At 68.7% G+C, this 17295-nt stretch carries 18 protein-coding genes; 8 read left to right on the forward strand and 10 right to left on the reverse strand.

Features of this window, described 5'->3' with window-relative positions; genetic code table 11:
* Positions 1-237: 237 nt before the first annotated feature.
* Positions 238-591 carry an antibiotic biosynthesis monooxygenase family protein gene (locus ACLJO0_RS26035; RefSeq protein ID WP_410581048.1) on the forward strand — a complete coding sequence of 118 codons (354 nt, stop codon included), beginning with the start codon at positions 238-240 and terminating at the stop codon, positions 589-591.
* Here the strand turns inward: ACLJO0_RS26035 and ACLJO0_RS26040 are convergent.
* From ACLJO0_RS26040 to ACLJO0_RS26060, 5 genes are all read right to left on the reverse strand, one after another.
* The gene (locus ACLJO0_RS26040) at positions 549-1895 is read right to left on the reverse strand and encodes a DJ-1/PfpI family protein (protein WP_410581049.1); all 1347 of its coding nucleotides are present in this window, start codon (positions 1893-1895) and stop codon (positions 549-551) included. The genes ACLJO0_RS26035 and ACLJO0_RS26040 overlap by 43 nt on opposite strands.
* 2 nt (positions 1896-1897) lie before the next feature.
* On the reverse strand, positions 1898-2296 hold the full coding sequence (locus tag ACLJO0_RS26045) for a hypothetical protein (protein WP_410581050.1): 399 nt from the start codon (positions 2294-2296) through the stop codon (positions 1898-1900).
* Positions 2297-2394: 98 nt separating this feature from the next.
* On the reverse strand, positions 2395-3042 hold the full coding sequence (locus tag ACLJO0_RS26050) for a response regulator (RefSeq protein ID WP_410581051.1): 648 nt from the start codon (positions 3040-3042) through the stop codon (positions 2395-2397).
* A complete protein-coding gene (locus tag ACLJO0_RS26055) occupies positions 3039-4142 on the reverse strand; it encodes a sensor histidine kinase (protein WP_410581052.1) in 1104 nt (367 codons plus the stop codon). Before ACLJO0_RS26055 ends, ACLJO0_RS26050 begins: the two co-directional genes overlap by 4 nt.
* 389 nt (positions 4143-4531) lie before the next feature.
* Positions 4532-5530 carry a LacI family DNA-binding transcriptional regulator gene (locus tag ACLJO0_RS26060; RefSeq protein ID WP_410581053.1) on the reverse strand — a complete coding sequence of 333 codons (999 nt, stop codon included), beginning with the start codon at positions 5528-5530 and terminating at the stop codon, positions 4532-4534.
* Positions 5531-5691: 161 nt separating this feature from the next.
* Between ACLJO0_RS26060 and ACLJO0_RS26065 the strand changes: the two genes are divergently transcribed.
* The 6 genes from ACLJO0_RS26065 to ACLJO0_RS26090 all read left to right on the forward strand — a co-directional run bounded on the left by ACLJO0_RS26065 (position 5692) and on the right by ACLJO0_RS26090 (position 14159).
* The gene (locus ACLJO0_RS26065) at positions 5692-6759 is read left to right on the forward strand and encodes an ABC transporter substrate-binding protein (protein WP_410581054.1); all 1068 of its coding nucleotides are present in this window, start codon (positions 5692-5694) and stop codon (positions 6757-6759) included.
* 2 nt (positions 6760-6761) lie between these two features.
* Positions 6762-8240 (forward strand): sugar ABC transporter ATP-binding protein, encoded by a 1479-nt coding sequence (locus ACLJO0_RS26070; RefSeq protein ID WP_410581055.1) that lies wholly within the window; start codon positions 6762-6764, stop codon positions 8238-8240.
* Between the two features lie 34 nt (positions 8241-8274).
* Positions 8275-9231, forward strand: coding sequence for an ABC transporter permease (locus tag ACLJO0_RS26075; protein WP_410581056.1), 957 nt, complete (start codon positions 8275-8277; stop codon positions 9229-9231).
* Entirely contained in the window at positions 9228-10220 is a 993-nt protein-coding gene (locus tag ACLJO0_RS26080; RefSeq protein ID WP_199746791.1) for an ABC transporter permease, read from the forward strand. Before ACLJO0_RS26075 ends, ACLJO0_RS26080 begins: the two co-directional genes overlap by 4 nt.
* 9 nt (positions 10221-10229) lie before the next feature.
* Positions 10230-12953 carry an AbfB domain-containing protein gene (locus ACLJO0_RS26085; RefSeq protein ID WP_410581057.1) on the forward strand — a complete coding sequence of 908 codons (2724 nt, stop codon included), beginning with the start codon at positions 10230-10232 and terminating at the stop codon, positions 12951-12953.
* Positions 12954-13415: 462 nt separating this feature from the next.
* Positions 13416-14159 (forward strand): LysR family substrate-binding domain-containing protein, encoded by a 744-nt coding sequence (locus ACLJO0_RS26090; RefSeq protein WP_410581058.1) that lies wholly within the window; start codon positions 13416-13418, stop codon positions 14157-14159.
* Here ACLJO0_RS26090 and ACLJO0_RS26095 read toward each other — a convergent pair.
* The 4 genes from ACLJO0_RS26095 to ACLJO0_RS26110 are packed head-to-tail and all read right to left on the reverse strand — an operon-like array spanning position 14156 to position 16296.
* Positions 14156-14533, reverse strand: coding sequence for a DUF5997 family protein (locus ACLJO0_RS26095; protein ID WP_233611739.1), 378 nt, complete (start codon positions 14531-14533; stop codon positions 14156-14158). The genes ACLJO0_RS26090 and ACLJO0_RS26095 overlap by 4 nt on opposite strands.
* Positions 14534-14581: 48 nt before the next feature.
* Positions 14582-14851 carry a PASTA domain-containing protein gene (locus ACLJO0_RS26100; protein WP_410581060.1) on the reverse strand — a complete coding sequence of 90 codons (270 nt, stop codon included), beginning with the start codon at positions 14849-14851 and terminating at the stop codon, positions 14582-14584.
* 27 nt (positions 14852-14878) lie between these two features.
* Positions 14879-15904, reverse strand: a complete 1026-nt coding sequence (locus ACLJO0_RS26105) for a DUF1648 domain-containing protein (protein ID WP_410581061.1) — start codon at positions 15902-15904, stop codon at positions 14879-14881.
* Entirely contained in the window at positions 15901-16296 is a 396-nt protein-coding gene (locus tag ACLJO0_RS26110; protein WP_410581062.1) for a GntR family transcriptional regulator, read from the reverse strand. Before ACLJO0_RS26110 ends, ACLJO0_RS26105 begins: the two co-directional genes overlap by 4 nt.
* Positions 16297-16376: 80 nt before the next feature.
* Here ACLJO0_RS26110 and ACLJO0_RS26115 point away from each other — a divergent pair, with 80 nt between their 5' ends.
* Positions 16377-16730: a hypothetical protein gene (locus tag ACLJO0_RS26115; protein WP_233620707.1), complete on the forward strand. Its 354-nt coding sequence runs from the start codon at positions 16377-16379 to the stop codon at positions 16728-16730.
* Here the strand turns inward: ACLJO0_RS26115 and ACLJO0_RS26120 are convergent.
* The gene (locus ACLJO0_RS26120) at positions 16727-17221 is read right to left on the reverse strand and encodes a hypothetical protein (protein ID WP_410581064.1); all 495 of its coding nucleotides are present in this window, start codon (positions 17219-17221) and stop codon (positions 16727-16729) included. The two genes, ACLJO0_RS26115 and ACLJO0_RS26120, sit on opposite strands and share 4 nt — an antisense overlap.
* Between the last annotated feature and the right edge of the window lie 74 nt (positions 17222-17295).

Here is a 17295-nt window from a genome sequence, read left to right on the forward strand (position 1 = left end):
TGAAGGCGTCCTTCGTCGCGTCTGATGCGGTGAAGGGCGCCTTCGCCCTTGGTCTGTGGTGCGTCGCGAAAGTGGCTTTCGTGACACGGTCGCCCCACGGCCCGCGAGCGAATCCCCGCGACCCGACACCTTTGCCTTACCCCTCAAAATGTCCGTCGTGTCGGGGCAGGTCACTCTTGATCTCCACCGAGGTCGAGGGTGAATCCTGGGGTTCACCGACAGTTTCGAGGAGTGAACATGAACGAGGACAAGGGTTTCTACTCGATCATCGAGTACGCCGTCGACGGACCGGAGACCCAGGCGGCGCTGGTGGAGGCCTTCGCCGAGATCCAGGACCGCTGGGTCCGGTTCTACCCGGGCTACGTCTCGGCACGGTTCCACGCGAGCGTGGACGGGACCCGGGTCGTCAACGTCGTCAGCTGGGCGAGCGAGGCGGACTACCGGCATTTCGAGGAGACCTCGGACACCGCGGGCAGACTCGCGGCCATCCAAACGGCACTCGACGGCCTGCCCGGCGAGGTCGAGTCACTGGTGACCGCGAATCCGCGCTACCGCGTCGTCCGGGAGACCGGCCCCGGTCCGCGGCGGTAGAGGGCGCGGAGCCCGAAGGCGGCGAGCAGCCCGAGGACGGCCAGCCCGATCGGCCGGAGCGTCACCGTCCACGGCCACGCCGCGCCGCCGAGCGCGAGGTGCTCGGTCCGGTACTCCAACGTCCTGGCCGTCCACCGCGTGGTCGCGGTGTCCGTGGTGCGCACCAGGTCTTCGAGCACGGCGTCGAACGGGAACCCGGGCCCGGCGTGCAGGTACACCGGTGAGAGCTCGGCGTACCGATCGGCCGCGTGCGTCGCCGCCGCGTCGGCGCCGGGCACGATCAGCCGGTCGAAGTCGCCCGCCACCGGCGTGCCGCGCGGGGCGAAGGTCAGTCCGTGCCGGGACCGGATCGGCGCGCCGTCGAGACCGACCGCCGTCGTCTCGACCGCCAGGGACTGGCCGTAGGTGTCGAACACGGCGGCGAGCTCCAGTTCCCGGATGCCGCCGGTCAGCAGGACACCCAGCGTCGGCTTGTCCCAGCGGAAGGCGGTGTTGAACCCGACGACGGTGTCCGCCGCTTCGAAGGTGTTCTGCGCCATCGGCGGGCTGGAGCCGGGGGAGTAGTGGGACCAGCCGACGGCTTGGGCCGTCTTCCGCGCGGTTTCGGTGCCGGCGAACCGCTCGGTGATCCGCAGCGCCCCGTCGATCCCGGAGAGGATCCCGGCCGTGGTCACGATGTTCCCGTCGTCGACGTAGCGGGTACCGCGAATCCAGTCCACGGCGGGGAATTCGTCGCCGAAGCCGCCGATGCGGAGCCAATGCGCGGTGGCCTTCCGCCCGTCAAGCAGCCCGGCCGAGGCGAGGACGCCCGAACCGTTGCAGACGCTCATGAGCAGCGCGCCCCGCGACGACTGCCGCCTCAGCCAGTCGGTCACCGGTCGCGTGGTCGGCTCGCCGAGGTCCGGCAACGCGGGCACCACCACGACGTCCGGGGCGGCGGGGAGCAGCTTGTCGAGCTCGGCGAAACCCAGGTCGGGGATCAGGTCGAGGCCGCCGGTCAGGGTGACCGGCCTGGCCACCGGCGCGACGGTGTAGACGTTGAACGCGCCGGTCGCGGCCAGGATTTCGTACGGGACGAGCGTGTCGGAGACGACGGCGCCTTCGTTCCCCACGACGACCACCGCGGTGGGTTTGGCGGGATCGTGCGCCCGGCGTACCGGCTGCGGCGAGATCCCGTCGGTTCTCTGTGCGTAGCGGTTTTCGAAACTGGCGCTGAGTGTGACGGCGCCGAGAGTGAGCGGCAGGGCCAGCGCGGCGACGGTGAACGCCAGCACGGTCAGCGTGACACGGACGACGGTGCGCATGGTCAGGCTCCGTACTCGGCGCGACGGCGGAGCATGGCGGCGAGCATCGCGGGCACCATCAGCACGTGCCCGGCCGTCATCAACGTCGACCCGGACACCAGGCCGGTCCAGTAGAACGGCATGAACAGCAGGTATGGCACGTACATCGCGGCCGACATCTCCGCGATCGACGCCCAGCCGTGGCGCCGGATCCGCATCCACAGCGCCATGCCGAGCGACATGTTCGTCGCCATCACCAGCGCACTCGCGGTCACGTTCCCGGCGAGGCCGGGCCACAGGAACGACCAGACCGGTTCAAGGACGATCATCCCGGCCACCATCGCGAGAAGCATCTCCACGGCGTGGCGGGTGAAGTGCACGATGGCCTGCTTGCGGGTCTTGGGTTCTGTCGTGTGGTGCATTCCGGCTCCCTCGATCGGTGCGACGGGAGCAATGTTCGGCCGCGACGGGGCACGAGGGCAGGTGCCGGAAGTCATGCGCGAGGTCATGTGACCAGGGTTCAGAACAGGCCGAGTTCCCTCGCGCGCAAGGCGGCCTGGGTCCGGTCCCGCACCTGGAGCTTGGACAGGACACTCGTCACGAGGTTCTTCACCGTTCCCTCGGCGAGGAACAGCGTCTTGGCGATCTCCCGGTTGCTGCGGCCGTCCGCGAGGAGCCGGACCACCTCCAGCTCCCGTTCGGAAAGCGGGGTCACCAACGGCTGTGCCCGCGGTGTCTCGGCGGGCAGCCGCGCCACCCTGGCGACGAGTTTCGCCGCGACCGACGGCTGCAGCACCGACTCGCCCCGTTCGGCCGCGACCAGCGCTTCGACCAGCCGCGTCGACGAGACGTCCTTGAGCAGATAGCCGACGGCACCCGCCCTGAGCGCGGCGAACACGTCCTCGTCGTCATCGAAGGTGGTCAGAGCGAGGACACGTACGCCGGGCTGCTCGGCCCGAAGCCGGGCGGTGGCCGCGATCCCGTCCAGGACCGGCATCCGCAGATCCATCAGCGCGACGTCGGGCCGGAGTTCGGCGCACAGCCGGACCGCCTGCTCTCCGTCGGCCGCCTCGCCGACGACTTCGATCCCCGGCTGGACTTCCAGCAGGGTCGCCAACGCTTCGCGGAACAACGCCTGGTCGTCGACGATCAGCACGCGGACGCTCATCCCGGCACCTCCACGGTGAGCGTCAAGCCTTGGCCTTCCGCGGAGTCGACCGAAACCCGGCCGCCAAGTCCGGCGACCCGCTCGCGGAGCCCCACGAGCCCGAAACCCTTGTCCGGCGGGGGATCCCCAGCGATTCCGAGACCGTCGTCGCGGACCTCCAGCCGGACTCGATCGGCCTCGGCGTAGTCGAGCACCACGGTCGCGGCCTTGGCACGCGCGTGCTTGTGCACGTTGGTCAGTCCCTCCTGGGCCGCCCGGAACAGCGATTCCTCCACCTCGGCACGGGTTTCCCGCGCCGCGCCCTTGACCTCGAACGCGGTCGGCACGCCGGCCGCGGAAGCCTCGTCGGTCAATGCCCGCAACACTTCCGCGAGCGGCTCGGAGCGCGGTTCCCGCAGTGCGGAGACCGAGCGGCGGACCTCCGCCAGCGCCTCCCGCGACTGGTCCTGTGCCTTGGCGAGCATCCCGTCGACCCGTTCGGTGTCGCCGGTGCCGATCACCGCGCGGGCGGCCTGCAGCATCATCTGCACGACCGTGAGGTGATGACCGAGCCCGTCGTGGATGTCGCGCGCGAGCCGGTTGCGTTCCTGGATCGTGGCGAGCTGTTCGGCCTGCGCGGCTTGGTCGCGAAGACGTTCGTGCGCGTCGGCAAGCTCCTCCCGCGCCCGCTTTTCCCGGACGACGAGCTCGGTGACCACGGCCGCGAAGATCATGACCGCCAGCGTCCCGAGCCCTTCACGGAGCCCGTCCATCGGCGCCATCGGCAGATGGATCAGCGGGATCAGCACCGCGACCCCGAAAGCCACGGGCAGCGGCAACAGCAACACGGTGTGGCTGACAAGGACCACGAGAAGCAGGACGGACCCGACAGCGGCGCCCGAAAGCGAGAACAGGGTGAAGCCGAGCGGCAACTGAACGCAGACATACGCGATCGCCCACGCACGTCCGTGCTTCTGGACCCAGGGGAAGCCGATGACCGCGATCGCCGCGTAGACCAGCCCGGCGACGAGCGTCGGGAGCACGAGCGTCTCGTACTTGGCCGAGCCGAGGGGCAGCGTCACGTACGCGACGAGGGTCAGCACGGCCAGGGCCCGGTTCACGGACACACAATGCTCGACTGCGCGTGGTCGTCGCAAGCGACTCCCGCAATTAGTCGTCTGGATGCGGTGGTTGCGCGCGCAACCACCGCATCCAGACGACTAATTGCGGCAGGGCGGGGGCTGGCGACCTGGCGTGAGCGCCTGGTGAAGTACATGAAGGGGTCCTTCACGGACTAGACACCTCCTTGACTGTCCATTCGGGACACTTGTCGAGATGGCAATGCCCGATTTAAGGCATTTGCGCGGGTTCACGACCCCTACGCAGAATCGCCTAGCCGGGGACCAACCGGGCATTCAGTCGGAGAATGACGTCCCCCGTGGACACTCGGGCCCCGCCACCCACGTGGAGCGCCCCGTCAACCCCCGCAATTCGTCACCTACTTGCGGGGTCAGGTGATCGTGCTGTTCCGGATCTCCAGCGAGAACGGCGTCTGGACGTCTTCCGGTTCAAGGTCGATCCCGCCCGCGATACGCCGCCGCAGCAGATCGACCGCCGCCCGCGCGATCGCCGCCTTGTCCGGGGCGATCGTCGTGAGCGAGGGCAGGCTGTACGCGCTCTCCTCGTTGTTGTCGAAGCCGACGATCGCCATGTCCGACGGCACCTGGACGCCGCGTTCGGCCGCGGCGCGAAGGGCGCCGATGGCGAGGAGGTCGTTGAAGCAGAAGACGGCGTCGGGCGGTTCCGGCAGCGCGAGGAGATGTGCCATCGCCTCGGCGCCGTTGGCGCGGTGGTAGCGCAGAGCGGGCAGGACGAGTTCCGGAATGGGTGTGAGCCCGGCCTCTTCGAGCGCGGAGTGGTAGCCCTCCAGCCGTTGCGCGGCCGTGTGGCGCTGCGGATGCGCGCCGATCGCGGCGATCCGGCGGCGGCCGAGTGAGATCAGGTGCCGCACGGCGATCCGGGCGGCCTGGACGTTGTCGATGCCGACGTGGTCTATCGGGACGTCGACGACGTGCTCGCCGAGCATCACCAGCGGGACGCCCGGCGCCAGGTCTTCGAAGTCGTTGGTGTGCAACGCTTCCGGGCTGATGATCGCGCCGTCGATCAGATGCGGCCCCAGCGCGGACAGGGCGTTGCGCTCTCGCTCCCTGGTGCCGAGGGTCTGTTCGATGAGGACGTTCCACTCGTGCTCCTGCGCCGCCTGCAGCACCAGCCCCGCCAGTTCGCCGAAGTACGGGATGCTCAACTCGGGCAGCATCAGCCCGAGGAACCCGGTGCGGCCGCGACGGAGGTTCCGGGCGCCGAGGTTGGGCCGGTAGCCGGTCGACGCCAGTGCCTCCTCGACCCGCTTGCGGTTCTCCGGTTTGACGAAGTCGTAGCCGTTGACCACGTTCGACACGGTCTTGACCGAGACGCCCGCCAGCTTGGCGACGTCCTTGAGCGTGGCCACCCTCGCTCCCCTCTGCAGTGCTCCGGCACAGATCCGGCACAGCCTAGCCGCGCGAACGGCGGATTTACAACGTTGTACCAACGATGTAAATCTGGCATCGTCCTAATGAGTGACATGGGTCACCGCAGACCCTTGTGCTCGACTTCCCCGAGGAGCGATCGATGTCCCTGCCCATCCGCCGCACCCTGCTCCTGGTGACCGGCCTCGCGCTCGCGCTGACGGCCTGCACCAGTCGCGAGACCCAGCAATCCGCCCCGTCGGGGGCGGGACCGGCCGCTTCGGCGGCGCCGAACCAGGCCGCGGGGCCGGGATGCGCCCGCGAGAAGATCGGCTATCCGCAGGTGGACGTGAAGAACGCGGTCATCGGCTTCTCCCAGTCGGAGAAGGAGGCGAACCCGTTCCGCATCGCCGAAACGCAGTCCATCAAGGACGAAGCTACGAAACTCGGTGTCCCGGCGGACAAACTCCTGGTCACCAACGCGCAGAGCGATCTCAACAAACAGGTCAGCGACATCAAGTCGTTGCTGGACCGGGGCGCGCAGCTGCTCATCGTCGCCCCGCTGAACTCCGACGGCCTCCAGCCCGCCCTCGACGCGGCGAAGGCCAAGAAGGTCCCGGTCATCACGATCGACCGCAAGGTGACCTCGCAGCCGTGCTCCGACTACCTGACCTTCATCGGCTCCAACTTCGTCGAGCAGGGCAAGCGCGCGGCGCAGGAGATGGTGAAGGCGACCGGCGGCACCGGCAAGGTCGCGATCCTGCTCGGCGCGTCCGGGAACAACGTGACCACCGACCGCACCAAGGGTTTCAAGGACGAGATCGCCTCGACCACGGGCATCCAGATCGTCGCCGAGCAGACCGGTGAGTTCGACCGGTCCAAGGGCCAGGCGGTCATGGAGCAGCTGATCCAGAGCAACCCCGAGATCACCGCCGTCTACGCCGAGAACGACGAGATGGGCATCGGCGCGGTCACCGCGCTCAAGGCCGCCGGCAAGACGCCGGGCAAGGACGTCAAGATCGTCTCGATCGACGGCACCCGCAACGCCGTCCAGCTCCTCGCCGACGGCAGCTACAACGCGGTGATCGAGTCCAACCCGCGCTTCGGCCCGCTCGCCTTCTCGACGCTGCAGGACTTCGCCGCCGGCAAGGAGATCCCGCCGACCGTGGTGATCTCCGACGACCAGTACGACTCGGCGAACGCGGCGCAGAAGCTCGGGAACGCGTACTGACGATGGAACCGGTTCTCGAGGTCGAAGGCGTGACGAAGACGTTCGCCGGGGTGCGCGCGCTCGACGACGTGTCGTTCGCGCTGCGGCCGGGCGAGGTGCACGCGCTGGTGGGCGAGAACGGCGCCGGCAAATCGACGCTGATCAAGGTGCTCACCGGCGTGCACCGGCCGGACTCCGGCACGATCCACGCGCGGGGCGCGATCTCCACGATCTACCAGGAGGTCAACCTCATCCCGCTGATGAGCGTGGCGAGCAACATGTACCTCGGCCGCGAGCCGCGGAAGCGATTCGGGCTGGTGGACTGGGCGCGGATGAACGCCGACGCGGCGGCATTGCTGAAGGACTACGGCATCGACGCCGACGTCCGCCGTCCACTCGGGACGCTCGGTGTCGGCGCCCAGCAGATGGTCGCGCTGGCCCGTGCGGTGTCGGTCGACGCCGACGTCGTGATCATGGACGAGCCGACATCTTCGCTGGAACCGCGCGAGGTCGAGACGCTGTTCGAGGTCATCGGCAGACTGCATGAACGCGGGATCGCGATCGTGTACGTCAGTCACCGGATGGACGAGCTTTACCGGATCTGCGACCGCGTCACGGTGCTGCGGGACGGCAAGCGAGTCCACACCGGACCGCTCGCGGAGCTGCCGCGGCTGGAACTGGTGTCGATGATGCTCGGCCGCAGTGTCGGCGACATCCGCTCGCACGGCGCGACGGCCTTCGAGGGCGACCACGAGGCAGGCCGGGAACCGGTGCTGCGAGCAGAGAATCTCACCAGCGGCAACCGTCTTGGCGGGGTCTCGGTGGAGATCAAACCCGGCGAGATCGTCGGCCTCGCCGGGCTGCTCGGCTCCGGAAGGACCGAGACCGCGCGGGCGATCGTCGGCGACCTGCCGCTGTCCGGCGGCACCGTCCTGGTCGGGGGAAAGCAGGTGCCGCAAGGGAGTGTGGCCGCCGCGATGCGCGCGGGCGTCAGCATGCTCGCCGAGGACCGCAAGACCGAGGGGATCATCCCGCATCTTTCGGTGCGGGAGAACATCGTGCTCGCCGCGTTGCCGAAGCTGTCCCGCTTCGGCATGGTCAGCCGTGCCCGGCAGGACAGGATCGTCGACACGTTCGTGAAACGCCTGCGGATCAAGGTGTCCAGCCCCGAGCAGAAGGTCGCCGAACTCTCCGGCGGCAATCAGCAGAAGGTGCTGCTGGCCCGCTGGCTGTGCACCGAACCGAAAGTGCTGCTGCTCGACGAGCCGACCCGGGGCATCGACGTCGGCGCGAAGGCGGAGGTGCAGGCGCTGATCGACGAACTCGCGAAAGACGGGCTCGCCGTCCTGCTGATCTCGTCGGAGATGGAGGAGCTCCTCGACGGCGCAGACCGGCTGATCGTGCTGAAGGACGGCGCGGTGGTCGGGGAACTGGCGGGGGAGCAGCTGACCCAGGACCACGTGCTGGCCGCGATCGCTTCAGGCGGGAGCGCCGATGACTAGCACCCAGCGGAGAACAGAGGATCCGGGAAGCACCATGACGGACACGGGCAAATCGGTGGACCGGACCCGGGTGGCGCGGTGGCTGCAGGAGTACGGCGTGTACGTCGCCGTCGTCGCGCTGGTGCTGTTCAACATCGCGTTCACGGCGAACTTCCTGACTGTCGGGAACTTCCGCACCCAGCTCATCCAGGCCGCGCCGGTGCTGGTGGTCGCGCTCGGCATGGCGCTGGTGATCGGCACCGAGGGCGTCGACCTGTCGGTGGGCGCGGTGATGGCGCTGTCGGCCGCGCTCGTCCCGCTGTACCTCGGCTACGGGACGCTGCCCGCGGTCGCCATCGCCCTCGCGGCCGGGTTGGCGGCGGGAGCGTTCAACGGTGTTCTCGTGGCCAGAGTCGGGATCCAGCCGATCGTGGCGACACTCGCCTTACTGGTCGGCGGACGCGGCCTCGCGCTGGTGCTCGCCGACGGTCAGCTCATCCAGCTGCACGACGAGACGTTCCTCGCGCTCGGCAACGGCGAGGTGCTCGGGATTCCGGTGAGTGTGCTCATCGCGGCGGTCCTGGCGGTGCTGGTGGCGGCGCTGGTCGGGAAGACGGCGTTCGGCAGGCGGCTGGTCGCGATCGGCGGCAACCGGCGGGCCAGTGTGCTCGCCGGGCTGCCGGTCAACCGCGTCCTCATCGGCGTGTACGCGATCTGCGGGCTGCTCGCGGCGCTGGCCGGGGTGCTTTCGACGGCGCGGCTCGGCGCCGGCGACCCCGCGGACGCCGGGTTGCTGATGGAACTGTCCGCGATCACCGCGGTCGTGGTCGGCGGTACCCCGCTGACCGGCGGCCGTGTCCGCATCCTCGGCACGGTGATGGGGGTGCTGCTCATGCAGCTCGTCCGCGCCACGCTCATCAAGCACAACCTGCCGGATTCGTCCGCGCAGATGATCCAGGCCGCGATCATCGTCGTCGCGGTGTACGTCGCACGGGAACGGAGCAGCCGATGACCGCGGCGCCCACGATGGCCGCTCAGGACTCCACCCGGCGCGAGCTGATGACCGGAGTGCTGCAGAAACAAGGCGCGGCGATCGCGCTGGTGCTCATGGTCGCCGTCGCGTGGCTGTTGTTCCCGCGCTTCGGCAGCTTGGACAACCTGCGTGACATCGCGTTGCAGAGCTCGTTCCTCGCGATCATCGCGCTCGGCATGACGTTCGTGATCATCACCGGCGGGATCGACCTGTCGGTGGGCTCGGTCTACGCGCTCGGCGGGGTCCTCGCCGCCTACGGGTCACAATGGGGTTTTCTCGTGGCGCTGCTGCTGCCCCTGGCGGTGTGCGGGCTGATCGGGTTGATCAACGGGCTTCTGGTCGCGAAAACCGGAATGGCGCCGTTCATCGTCACGCTGGCGTCCCTGTTGTTCGCCCGCGGGCTGCTGCTCGCGATCACCAGCGAGGGCGCGACGACGTACAAGATCCCGGAGGGCGAGGCGTTCGTCGAACTCGGCCGCGGCACGATGTTCGGCTTCGGCTACCCGGTGTTCATCGCGGCGGCGCTGTGCCTGATCGGCGGGCTCGTGCTGCGGCGGACCCGGTTCGGGCAGTCGGTGTTCGCCACCGGCGGCTCGGAACAGTCCGCGAAGCTGATGGGGCTGCCGGTGGCGCGCACCAAGGTCACCGTCTACGTGATGAGCGGCGTCCTTTCCGGGCTCGCGGGCGCGCTCACCGCGGCCTACCTGCAGTCCGGCGTCACGGTGATCGGGGTCGGCCTCGAACTGGACGCCATCTCCGTCGTCGTCATCGGGGGCACCCTTCTGACCGGCGGAATGGGCACGATTCTCGGAACTGTCATCGGCGTAGGCATCCGAACGGTCATCCAGAACGTAATCAACCAGATAGGAACTCTCGACAGCAACTACCAGTCGGTGGTCAGCGGTGCGTTCCTGCTGGTGGTCGTTGTTCTGCAGCGGTCGCTCGCCCGCACGACCGCCCGGAGATAGGGAGATCGCATGCACCGAAGAACCGCGCGCGTCCTGAGTGTCGTGGCCGGTCTGCTGGCCGCCGCGACGACACTCGTGCCCGTCGCCCAAGCCGCCCCCGTCCCGCTTCCCACCCCATGGACGGATCAGGTCTCGCCGTCGAACGCGCTGCCCGAGTACCCGCGTCCGCAACTGGTGCGCTCCGAATGGCTCAACCTCAACGGGACCTGGGGTTTCACCGGCGCGCCGAATCTGAACTCGCCACCGATCGGCAGGCCGCTGAGCGAGAACGTCCTGGTGCCGTACCCGATCGAGTCGATGCTTTCGGGGATCAAACGGCATGAGGACAACATGTTCTACCGCCGGACGTTCTCCGTTCCGTCCACTTGGGACGGTCGACGGGTGAAGCTCAACTTCGGCGCGGTCACCTGGGAGACCAAGGTCTGGGTCAACGGGACTTCGATCGGGAGCCACACCGGCGGTTTCGACGCGTTCTCGTTCGACATCACCGCGGCGCTCAAGGCGGGGGAGAACGAGATCGTCGTCGGCGTCGCGTCACCGGTCGACGGCAGCCGATACCCGGTCGGGAAGCAGCGGAAGACCCCCGGCGGCATCTTCTACACGGCGGCGTCGGGCATCTGGCAGACCGTCTGGCTGGAACCGGTCCGGGCCGAGCACATCACCCGGCTCGACACCACTCCCGACGTGCCCGGTGGCGTGCTCGACCTCGTCGTCCAGGGCACTCCCGGGCAGCAGGCGACCGCGGAAGTCCTTTCGGGCGGTCAAGTGGTCGGCACCGCGAGCGGGGTGGTGGGCTCGCACATCCGGGTCCCCGTGCCGAACGCGCGGTTGTGGTCACCGGACGACCCGTTCCTCTACGACCTGCGTGTGCGGCTGCCGGGAGGCGACGCCGTCACCGGGTACTTCGGGATGCGGTCGCTGGGCAAGGCGATGGTCGGCGGTGTGATGCGGCCGCTGCTGAACGGCAAGTTCGTCTTCCAGCTCGGCACGCTCGACCAGGGATACTGGCCGGACGGCATCTACACCGCGCCGACCGACGAGGCACTGCGGTTCGACCTCGAACGCCAGAAAGCGCTGGGCTTCAACATGGTCCGCAAGCACATCAAGGTCGAACCCGCGCGGTGGTTCTACCACGCCGACCGGCTCGGGCTGATGGTCTGGCAGGACATGCCATCGCTCGACTCGATCGACGAAGTCCCGAACGGGCACACGAACTTCGAGTCCGAACTGCGGCGCATGATCGAGCAGCACAAGAGCATCACCTCGATCGTGCAGTGGGTGCCGTTCAACGAAGGCTGGGGAGAATACGACGCCGGGCGCATCGTGGACCTGGTCCGCTCGATCGACGACACCCGGCTGATCAACCACAACTCCGGATCCAACTGCTGCGTGTCCGATCCGGATCCTGGCAACGGTGACGTGATCGACGACCACGCGTACCAGATGTCGACCGGGACGAGACAGCCGGACGCGCGGCGGATCGCGGTGCTGGGGGAGTACGGCGGCCTCGGCAGACAGGTGGCAGGCCACGAATGGGAGCCGGGCAAGGGTTTCGCGTACGGCGCGCTGTACCCGGACGAGACGTCGCTGACGAACCGGTACGTGGAGATCACCAAGCAGGTCGGGCGGTTCGTGCACGGCCGCGGGCTTTCCGCGTCGGTCTACACCGAGCCGTACGACGTCGAGAACGAGGTCAACGGCTTCTACACCTACGACCGCCGCGTGCTGAAGATGACCGAGGCGCGGGTGCGCGAGATCAACCAGAAGGTGCTCGCCATCGCCAAAGGCACGGAGGTGGGCCGGGGTGAACTCGTGTCGTTGCGGGTCACCACTGCCGGGTACACGGATCGCTATCTGCGGCACCAGGACGACTTCGTCCGGACCGATGTCCTTGGCGAGGGCAGCGCGGACCTGGCCAAGAAGGACGCGACGTTCTGGGCCCGGCAAGGGCTGGCCGACGCGTCGTGCCTGTCGTTCGAGTCGCGGAACTACCCCGGGCACTTCCTGCGACATTCGGCTTCGCGGATCCGCAAGGACGCGAACGACGGATCGGCCCTGTTCGCCGGGGACGCGACCTTCTGCGCGCGGGAAGGCGCCGGCGGCACGGCACTGGAGTCGTTCAACCAGCGTGGCGCGTACCTCCGTCACTATGCCGCGACCGTCTACCTCGCGCGCAGCGGCGGGACGAACCCTTGGGACACGCCGTCGAGCTTCGTGGCGGACACGACGTGGGCCGCTTCCGTCCCGCTCTGGCGCAGCGGTGCCGATCTGCCGCTGGACCAAGCGCGATCGTTCAAGGTGACCACACCCGGCTACACCGACCGCTTCCTGCGGCACCGTGACGGTCTCGCGCGGACGGACGTGGTGAACGCGTCGAGTGCGGCACTGCTGAAGGCGGACGCGACCTTCGTCGTGCGGCGCGGGCTCGCCGATCCGTCGTGCTACTCGCTGGAGGCGCGCAACTATCCGGGCCAGTTCCTGCGGCACGCGGACTTCCGGGTGCGGCTGGCCGGAAACGACAACACCGACCTGTTCCGGAAGGACGCGACGTTCTGCGCCCAGCCCGGGGCCGGTGGAGTCCGGCTGGCGTCGGTCAACGAACTCGGCACGAACATGCGGCACTACGCCGAGTACGTCTACGTCGCGGCCAGCGGCGGTGGGCACCCGTTCGACAACCCGGTCTCGTACGACCAGGACGTGACCTGGGCGGTCTCCGCGCCCTGGGCTCCGTAGCGGGTCTCGTGAGTGGCTCGGCAACAGGGCCCATGCCCACCTGAGTACATGAAGGACCCCTTCCTTGCGCCAGGCGCAAGGAAGGGGTCCTTCACGTACCTCGGCAAGGAGGCCTTCACGGACCTGGCCTGGGCCTGTCACCAACCTGCAGCCGGAATCCACGTAGCTACCTGAGACACCTTTGTTCTATTGAGAGGTAACGCAAAGGTGCCGGGTCGCGGGGATTCGCGCGCGGCCGTGGGGCAGCCGTGTCGCGAAAGCCACTTTCGGGACCTCAGGCGTCGCGAAAGTGGCTTTCGCGACACATCTCGACCATGGGTTGCAGCGACGGCACCTGTGGTAGCGAAGACCCCTCTCTTCGCCACCACACCCCTGCCCCGACGTTGCCACCTTTGCGCTACCCGTCTCTAACCGTCCTTGCCACTCACGAGCGCGATGACCACTCCCGGTAACCTTGCCCTTATGACCGGCCCGGAAACACCCGCCTCCTTCAAGCTCGCGTACGTCCCCGGCGTGACGCCCTCGAAGTGGGTCCGGATCTGGAACGAGCGGTCGCCCGGCGTCCCGCTCGAGCTCGTCCAGACGACCGCGGGCGAGGCCGCCGGGCTGGTCCGGGAGCGTGAGGTGGACGCAGTCCTGCTGAGGCTCCCGATCGATCGCGAGGGTCTGCACGCGATCCCGCTCTACACCGAGACGACCGTCGTGGTCGTCCCCAAGGACCACCTGGTCGCCGCCGCGGACGAGGTCTCCGTCGACGACATCGCCGACGACGTCGTGCTGCACCCGCTCGACGACACGCTGGACTGGGAGCGGCCGCCGGGGAAACCCGCGCTGGAGCGCCCCGCCACCACTGCGGACGCGATCGAGCTGGTCGCCGCCGGTGTCGGGCTCTTGCTCGTCCCGCAGTCGCTCGCGCGGCTGCACCACCGGCGCGACCTGACCTATCGCCCGATCTCCGGCACGCCCGAATCCGGGGTCGCGTTGTCCTGGCCGGACGAAGAGACCTCCGACCTGATGGAACAGTTCATCGGGATCGTGCGCGGCCGGACCGTCAACAGCACTCGGGGGCGGCAGCAGGCCCCGGAAAAGCAGACGCCCGAAAAGAAGGCGCCGGCGAAGAGCAAGCGCCCCCAGACCGCCGGCCGGAAGCCGCAGTCTGGGCAGCGCGGAGCTCCCAAGGGCGGGAAGCGCCGCCGCCGGGGCTAGCTCTCGCTACGGGCGGCCTTGACCCGCGCCTCTTCCTTGCGGACCTCGGCGTGGGTCTCGCGCTCCCGCGTCAGCCAATCCGGGGCGGCGTTCTTGATCTCATCGATCTGCTCGGTGGTGAGGGCCTCGGTGATCCCGCCGCGTGCCAGGCCACTAATGGAGATGCCCAGCTTCGCCGCGATGACCGGACGCGGGTGCGGCCCGTTGCGGCGAAGCTCCCGCAGCCACTCGGGCGGGTCGGCCTGCAGCGCGTTCAGCTCGTCGCGGGAGACGACACCCTCCTGGAACTCCGCCGGGGTGGCCTCCAGGTACACACCCAGCTTCTTCGCCGCTGTCGCGGGCTTCATCGTTTGAGGGGTTTTCTGCGACGTCATCCCCTCAGGGTAACGAGCGGCCCGGGCACCGCCGATCACACCCGGTGATCAGCCCTCGGCCTGGTCCTCGAGAAGGTTCGGCAGGGGACGCCGCGGCTCGCGGACGCCGGCGGGGTCACCGCCGTCGGTGATCCAGACGGTCACCACGCTCCACCGCGGCAGACGCGTCCCTGCCGCGGGCATCTGCGCGACGACCTGGCCGTTCAGCAGGGGGTGCGGGCTGTCCGGATCGGGGCCCTGCAGTGTCAGGCCCGCGTCATGCCCGGACAGCCAGGCGTCGAGCGCCTGCATTCCCACGAAGTCCGGCACCACGGCCACGGTTCCTCACCCAGGGCCAGGGTACCGTCAGCCGCCTTTCGCCGGGAGGGTCACGACACCGAATCCGGCGAGCACCCCGGTCACGGCGACCAAGGCGAGGACGATCCAGGCGATCGGATGCCCGAGGTTGAGCGTCCAGTAGGTCCCGACTCGCCGGTGCACCAAAAACGCGGGGTCGTTCCGATTCAGGTAGACCATCCCGGCGGCGTGCCAGTAGCGATCGTCGTCGCGTTGTTCGTACCGGGTCTCCGGTTCGCCGCCGGTGGGTGACAACCGGTGCCCGGCGTCGCCTGCCCGGACTGAGAAGACGACCCACGCGATGAAGGCGGCGGCGAGCGGCAGGTAGCCCACGATCGTCGTCGGCACCGTCGTCTCGACGATCCCCCAGAGCTGGAGCGAAACAACGAGCATCGTCGCGTTGACACAGCCCGCGGAGATCAGCAGCAGGCCGAGCACCCCGTGCAGGTACTCCCGGTAGCGCGACGCCGAGGCCGACGGCTGGGCGGCGTCGATCTCGGGGCGGGCACGTGAGATCGCGATGGTCAGGGGCGGGATCAGCACGACGACCAGGACCTGCGTGAGGACCGCCGAGAAGTTCGTCGTGCCCTCGAACAGGCCGATGACCGCCGTGACGACGGCCAGCAGCACCGCCGGCGCCAGCAGGATCCACTGTGGACGGACCGGATCCGAGCGCAGTGAGGTGTCGGCGGTGACCGCCTGCCGTGTCCCGGCGTACCAGCCCTCCTCGCGCTTCGCGGCGACGATCGCACGACTGGCCAGGCCGCCGAGCAGCGAATAGGCCAAGACGAGACCGACAAGGACGACCTCGGGTGCGAGCCCGTCGATGAGGACGACGGCGCAGGCGACGACCGCACCCGCCGCGATTCCCCGGTTGTAGCGGCGTCGCGCGAGGAGGATGACGGCCTCTTCGGTGCGCCGGGCCGGGACCCGGACACCGAAGGGGAGGGTCGGCCGCGCCAGCGCGGGTGCCGAGGCGAAGGCGGCCGCGGTGAACGCGACGAGGGCAAGGTTCAGCCAGAGCGGTGCGGTCATCGCCGGGCGCTCACGGCGAAGGAGTCCAGCACGGACCCGCACCGGCTGGTCACTTCGCGCGGGCCCAGGCCCAGAGCGACGGCTTCGGCGAGCAGGGTGCGCAGGCGTTCCTGCCATTCGTCCGCGTAGCCGTCGTCCGCCGGGCCGGAGGACGCGTCCCGCCGGACCACCGCGCCGGTCTTGCGGTTGATGCGGATGAAGCCCTGCGTCCGCAGCAGGTCATAGGCCTTGTTGACGGTGTGGAAGTTGATCCCGAGATCGGCGCCGAGCTGCCGGGTGGAGGGCAGGGCGCTGCCTTCGGCCAGCACGCCGTCGGCGACGGCTTCGACGATCCGGTCGCGGATCTGCTGGTAGATCGGAACCTCGCTGTCGAGGTCGAGAGTCAGCAACACCCCACAAGGATATCTGCTATACACTTGCTATAACAACTACATCAGATGGCTATGGAGGGAAGGCGGTCACGATGGCGACGATGGACATCACCGAGGGTGGAGTACGGGTGAGGTTCTCGGGCTGGGAGCGGCTGGCCGTATGGCGCGACGAAGTGGTCGTTCCGCGGGCGGCGATCAAGGTCGTCGAGCACGTCGACGCGCCCCTGCGACGGACGCGCGGGGGACGGGTAGGGGCGCTGATCAGCGGAGTGCTGAAGGTGGGCTACTGGGGGCTGGGCACAGGAATTCGTCAGCTGGTGTCGGTCCGCAGGGGCGTGCCGGGGTTGCGGATCGAGATCGATCGCGGGGTTGCCGGGCTCTCGTTCGACGAGGTGCTCGTCAGCGTGCCGAACGCGGCGGAGCTCGCCGACGCGCTCGCGCCGAGCAACGCCTAGAGGTAATCGAAGAACCGGTCCCACCACGACGGCGGCCGGTCCGGGGGATAGAGGGCGTCGAACCCGCTGATCCCGGTGTACTTGGTCCATAACGGGTGTTCGGAGACGGGCAGGTAGCCGAGCGCTTCCAGCTCGTCTTCGACCCGTCTTCGGACCGGTGCCGGGAAGAACTCCCGTTCCTCGTCTTCGTCGTAACTGCCCGGATTCCCCAGTGTCACCGCGACGAGGCCGCCGAAATTGCTGACCGTGACGGTCACCTGGTCCCGTGCGGAGGTCGCGCTCGCCGGGATCGCGATCCTGCCGAGGTGGCTGGCGTCCTGGACATGGCGATCGACATCGCAGGCGCAGCCGAAACGGTGGCCGAGCCGTTCGGCCAGTCGCTCGAATCGAGCCCGTTCGGCCGGTCCGTCGAAGTCGTGCGGCACCTCCCAGTGGCCGGGTTCGTCCAGCTCTCGCAGCATTGCCCAGGTCTGCTGTTCGTCGAGGGGCATCGTCGCCTCCCGGCCTCGGGTGGTCTAGTCCACTTACCGAACTGACCTTAGCCAGCTACAACACGCGCCGACAA

Source organism: Amycolatopsis sp. lyj-108 (assembly GCF_046549005.1).
In the GTDB taxonomy this organism is placed as follows: domain Bacteria; phylum Actinomycetota; class Actinomycetes; order Mycobacteriales; family Pseudonocardiaceae; genus Amycolatopsis.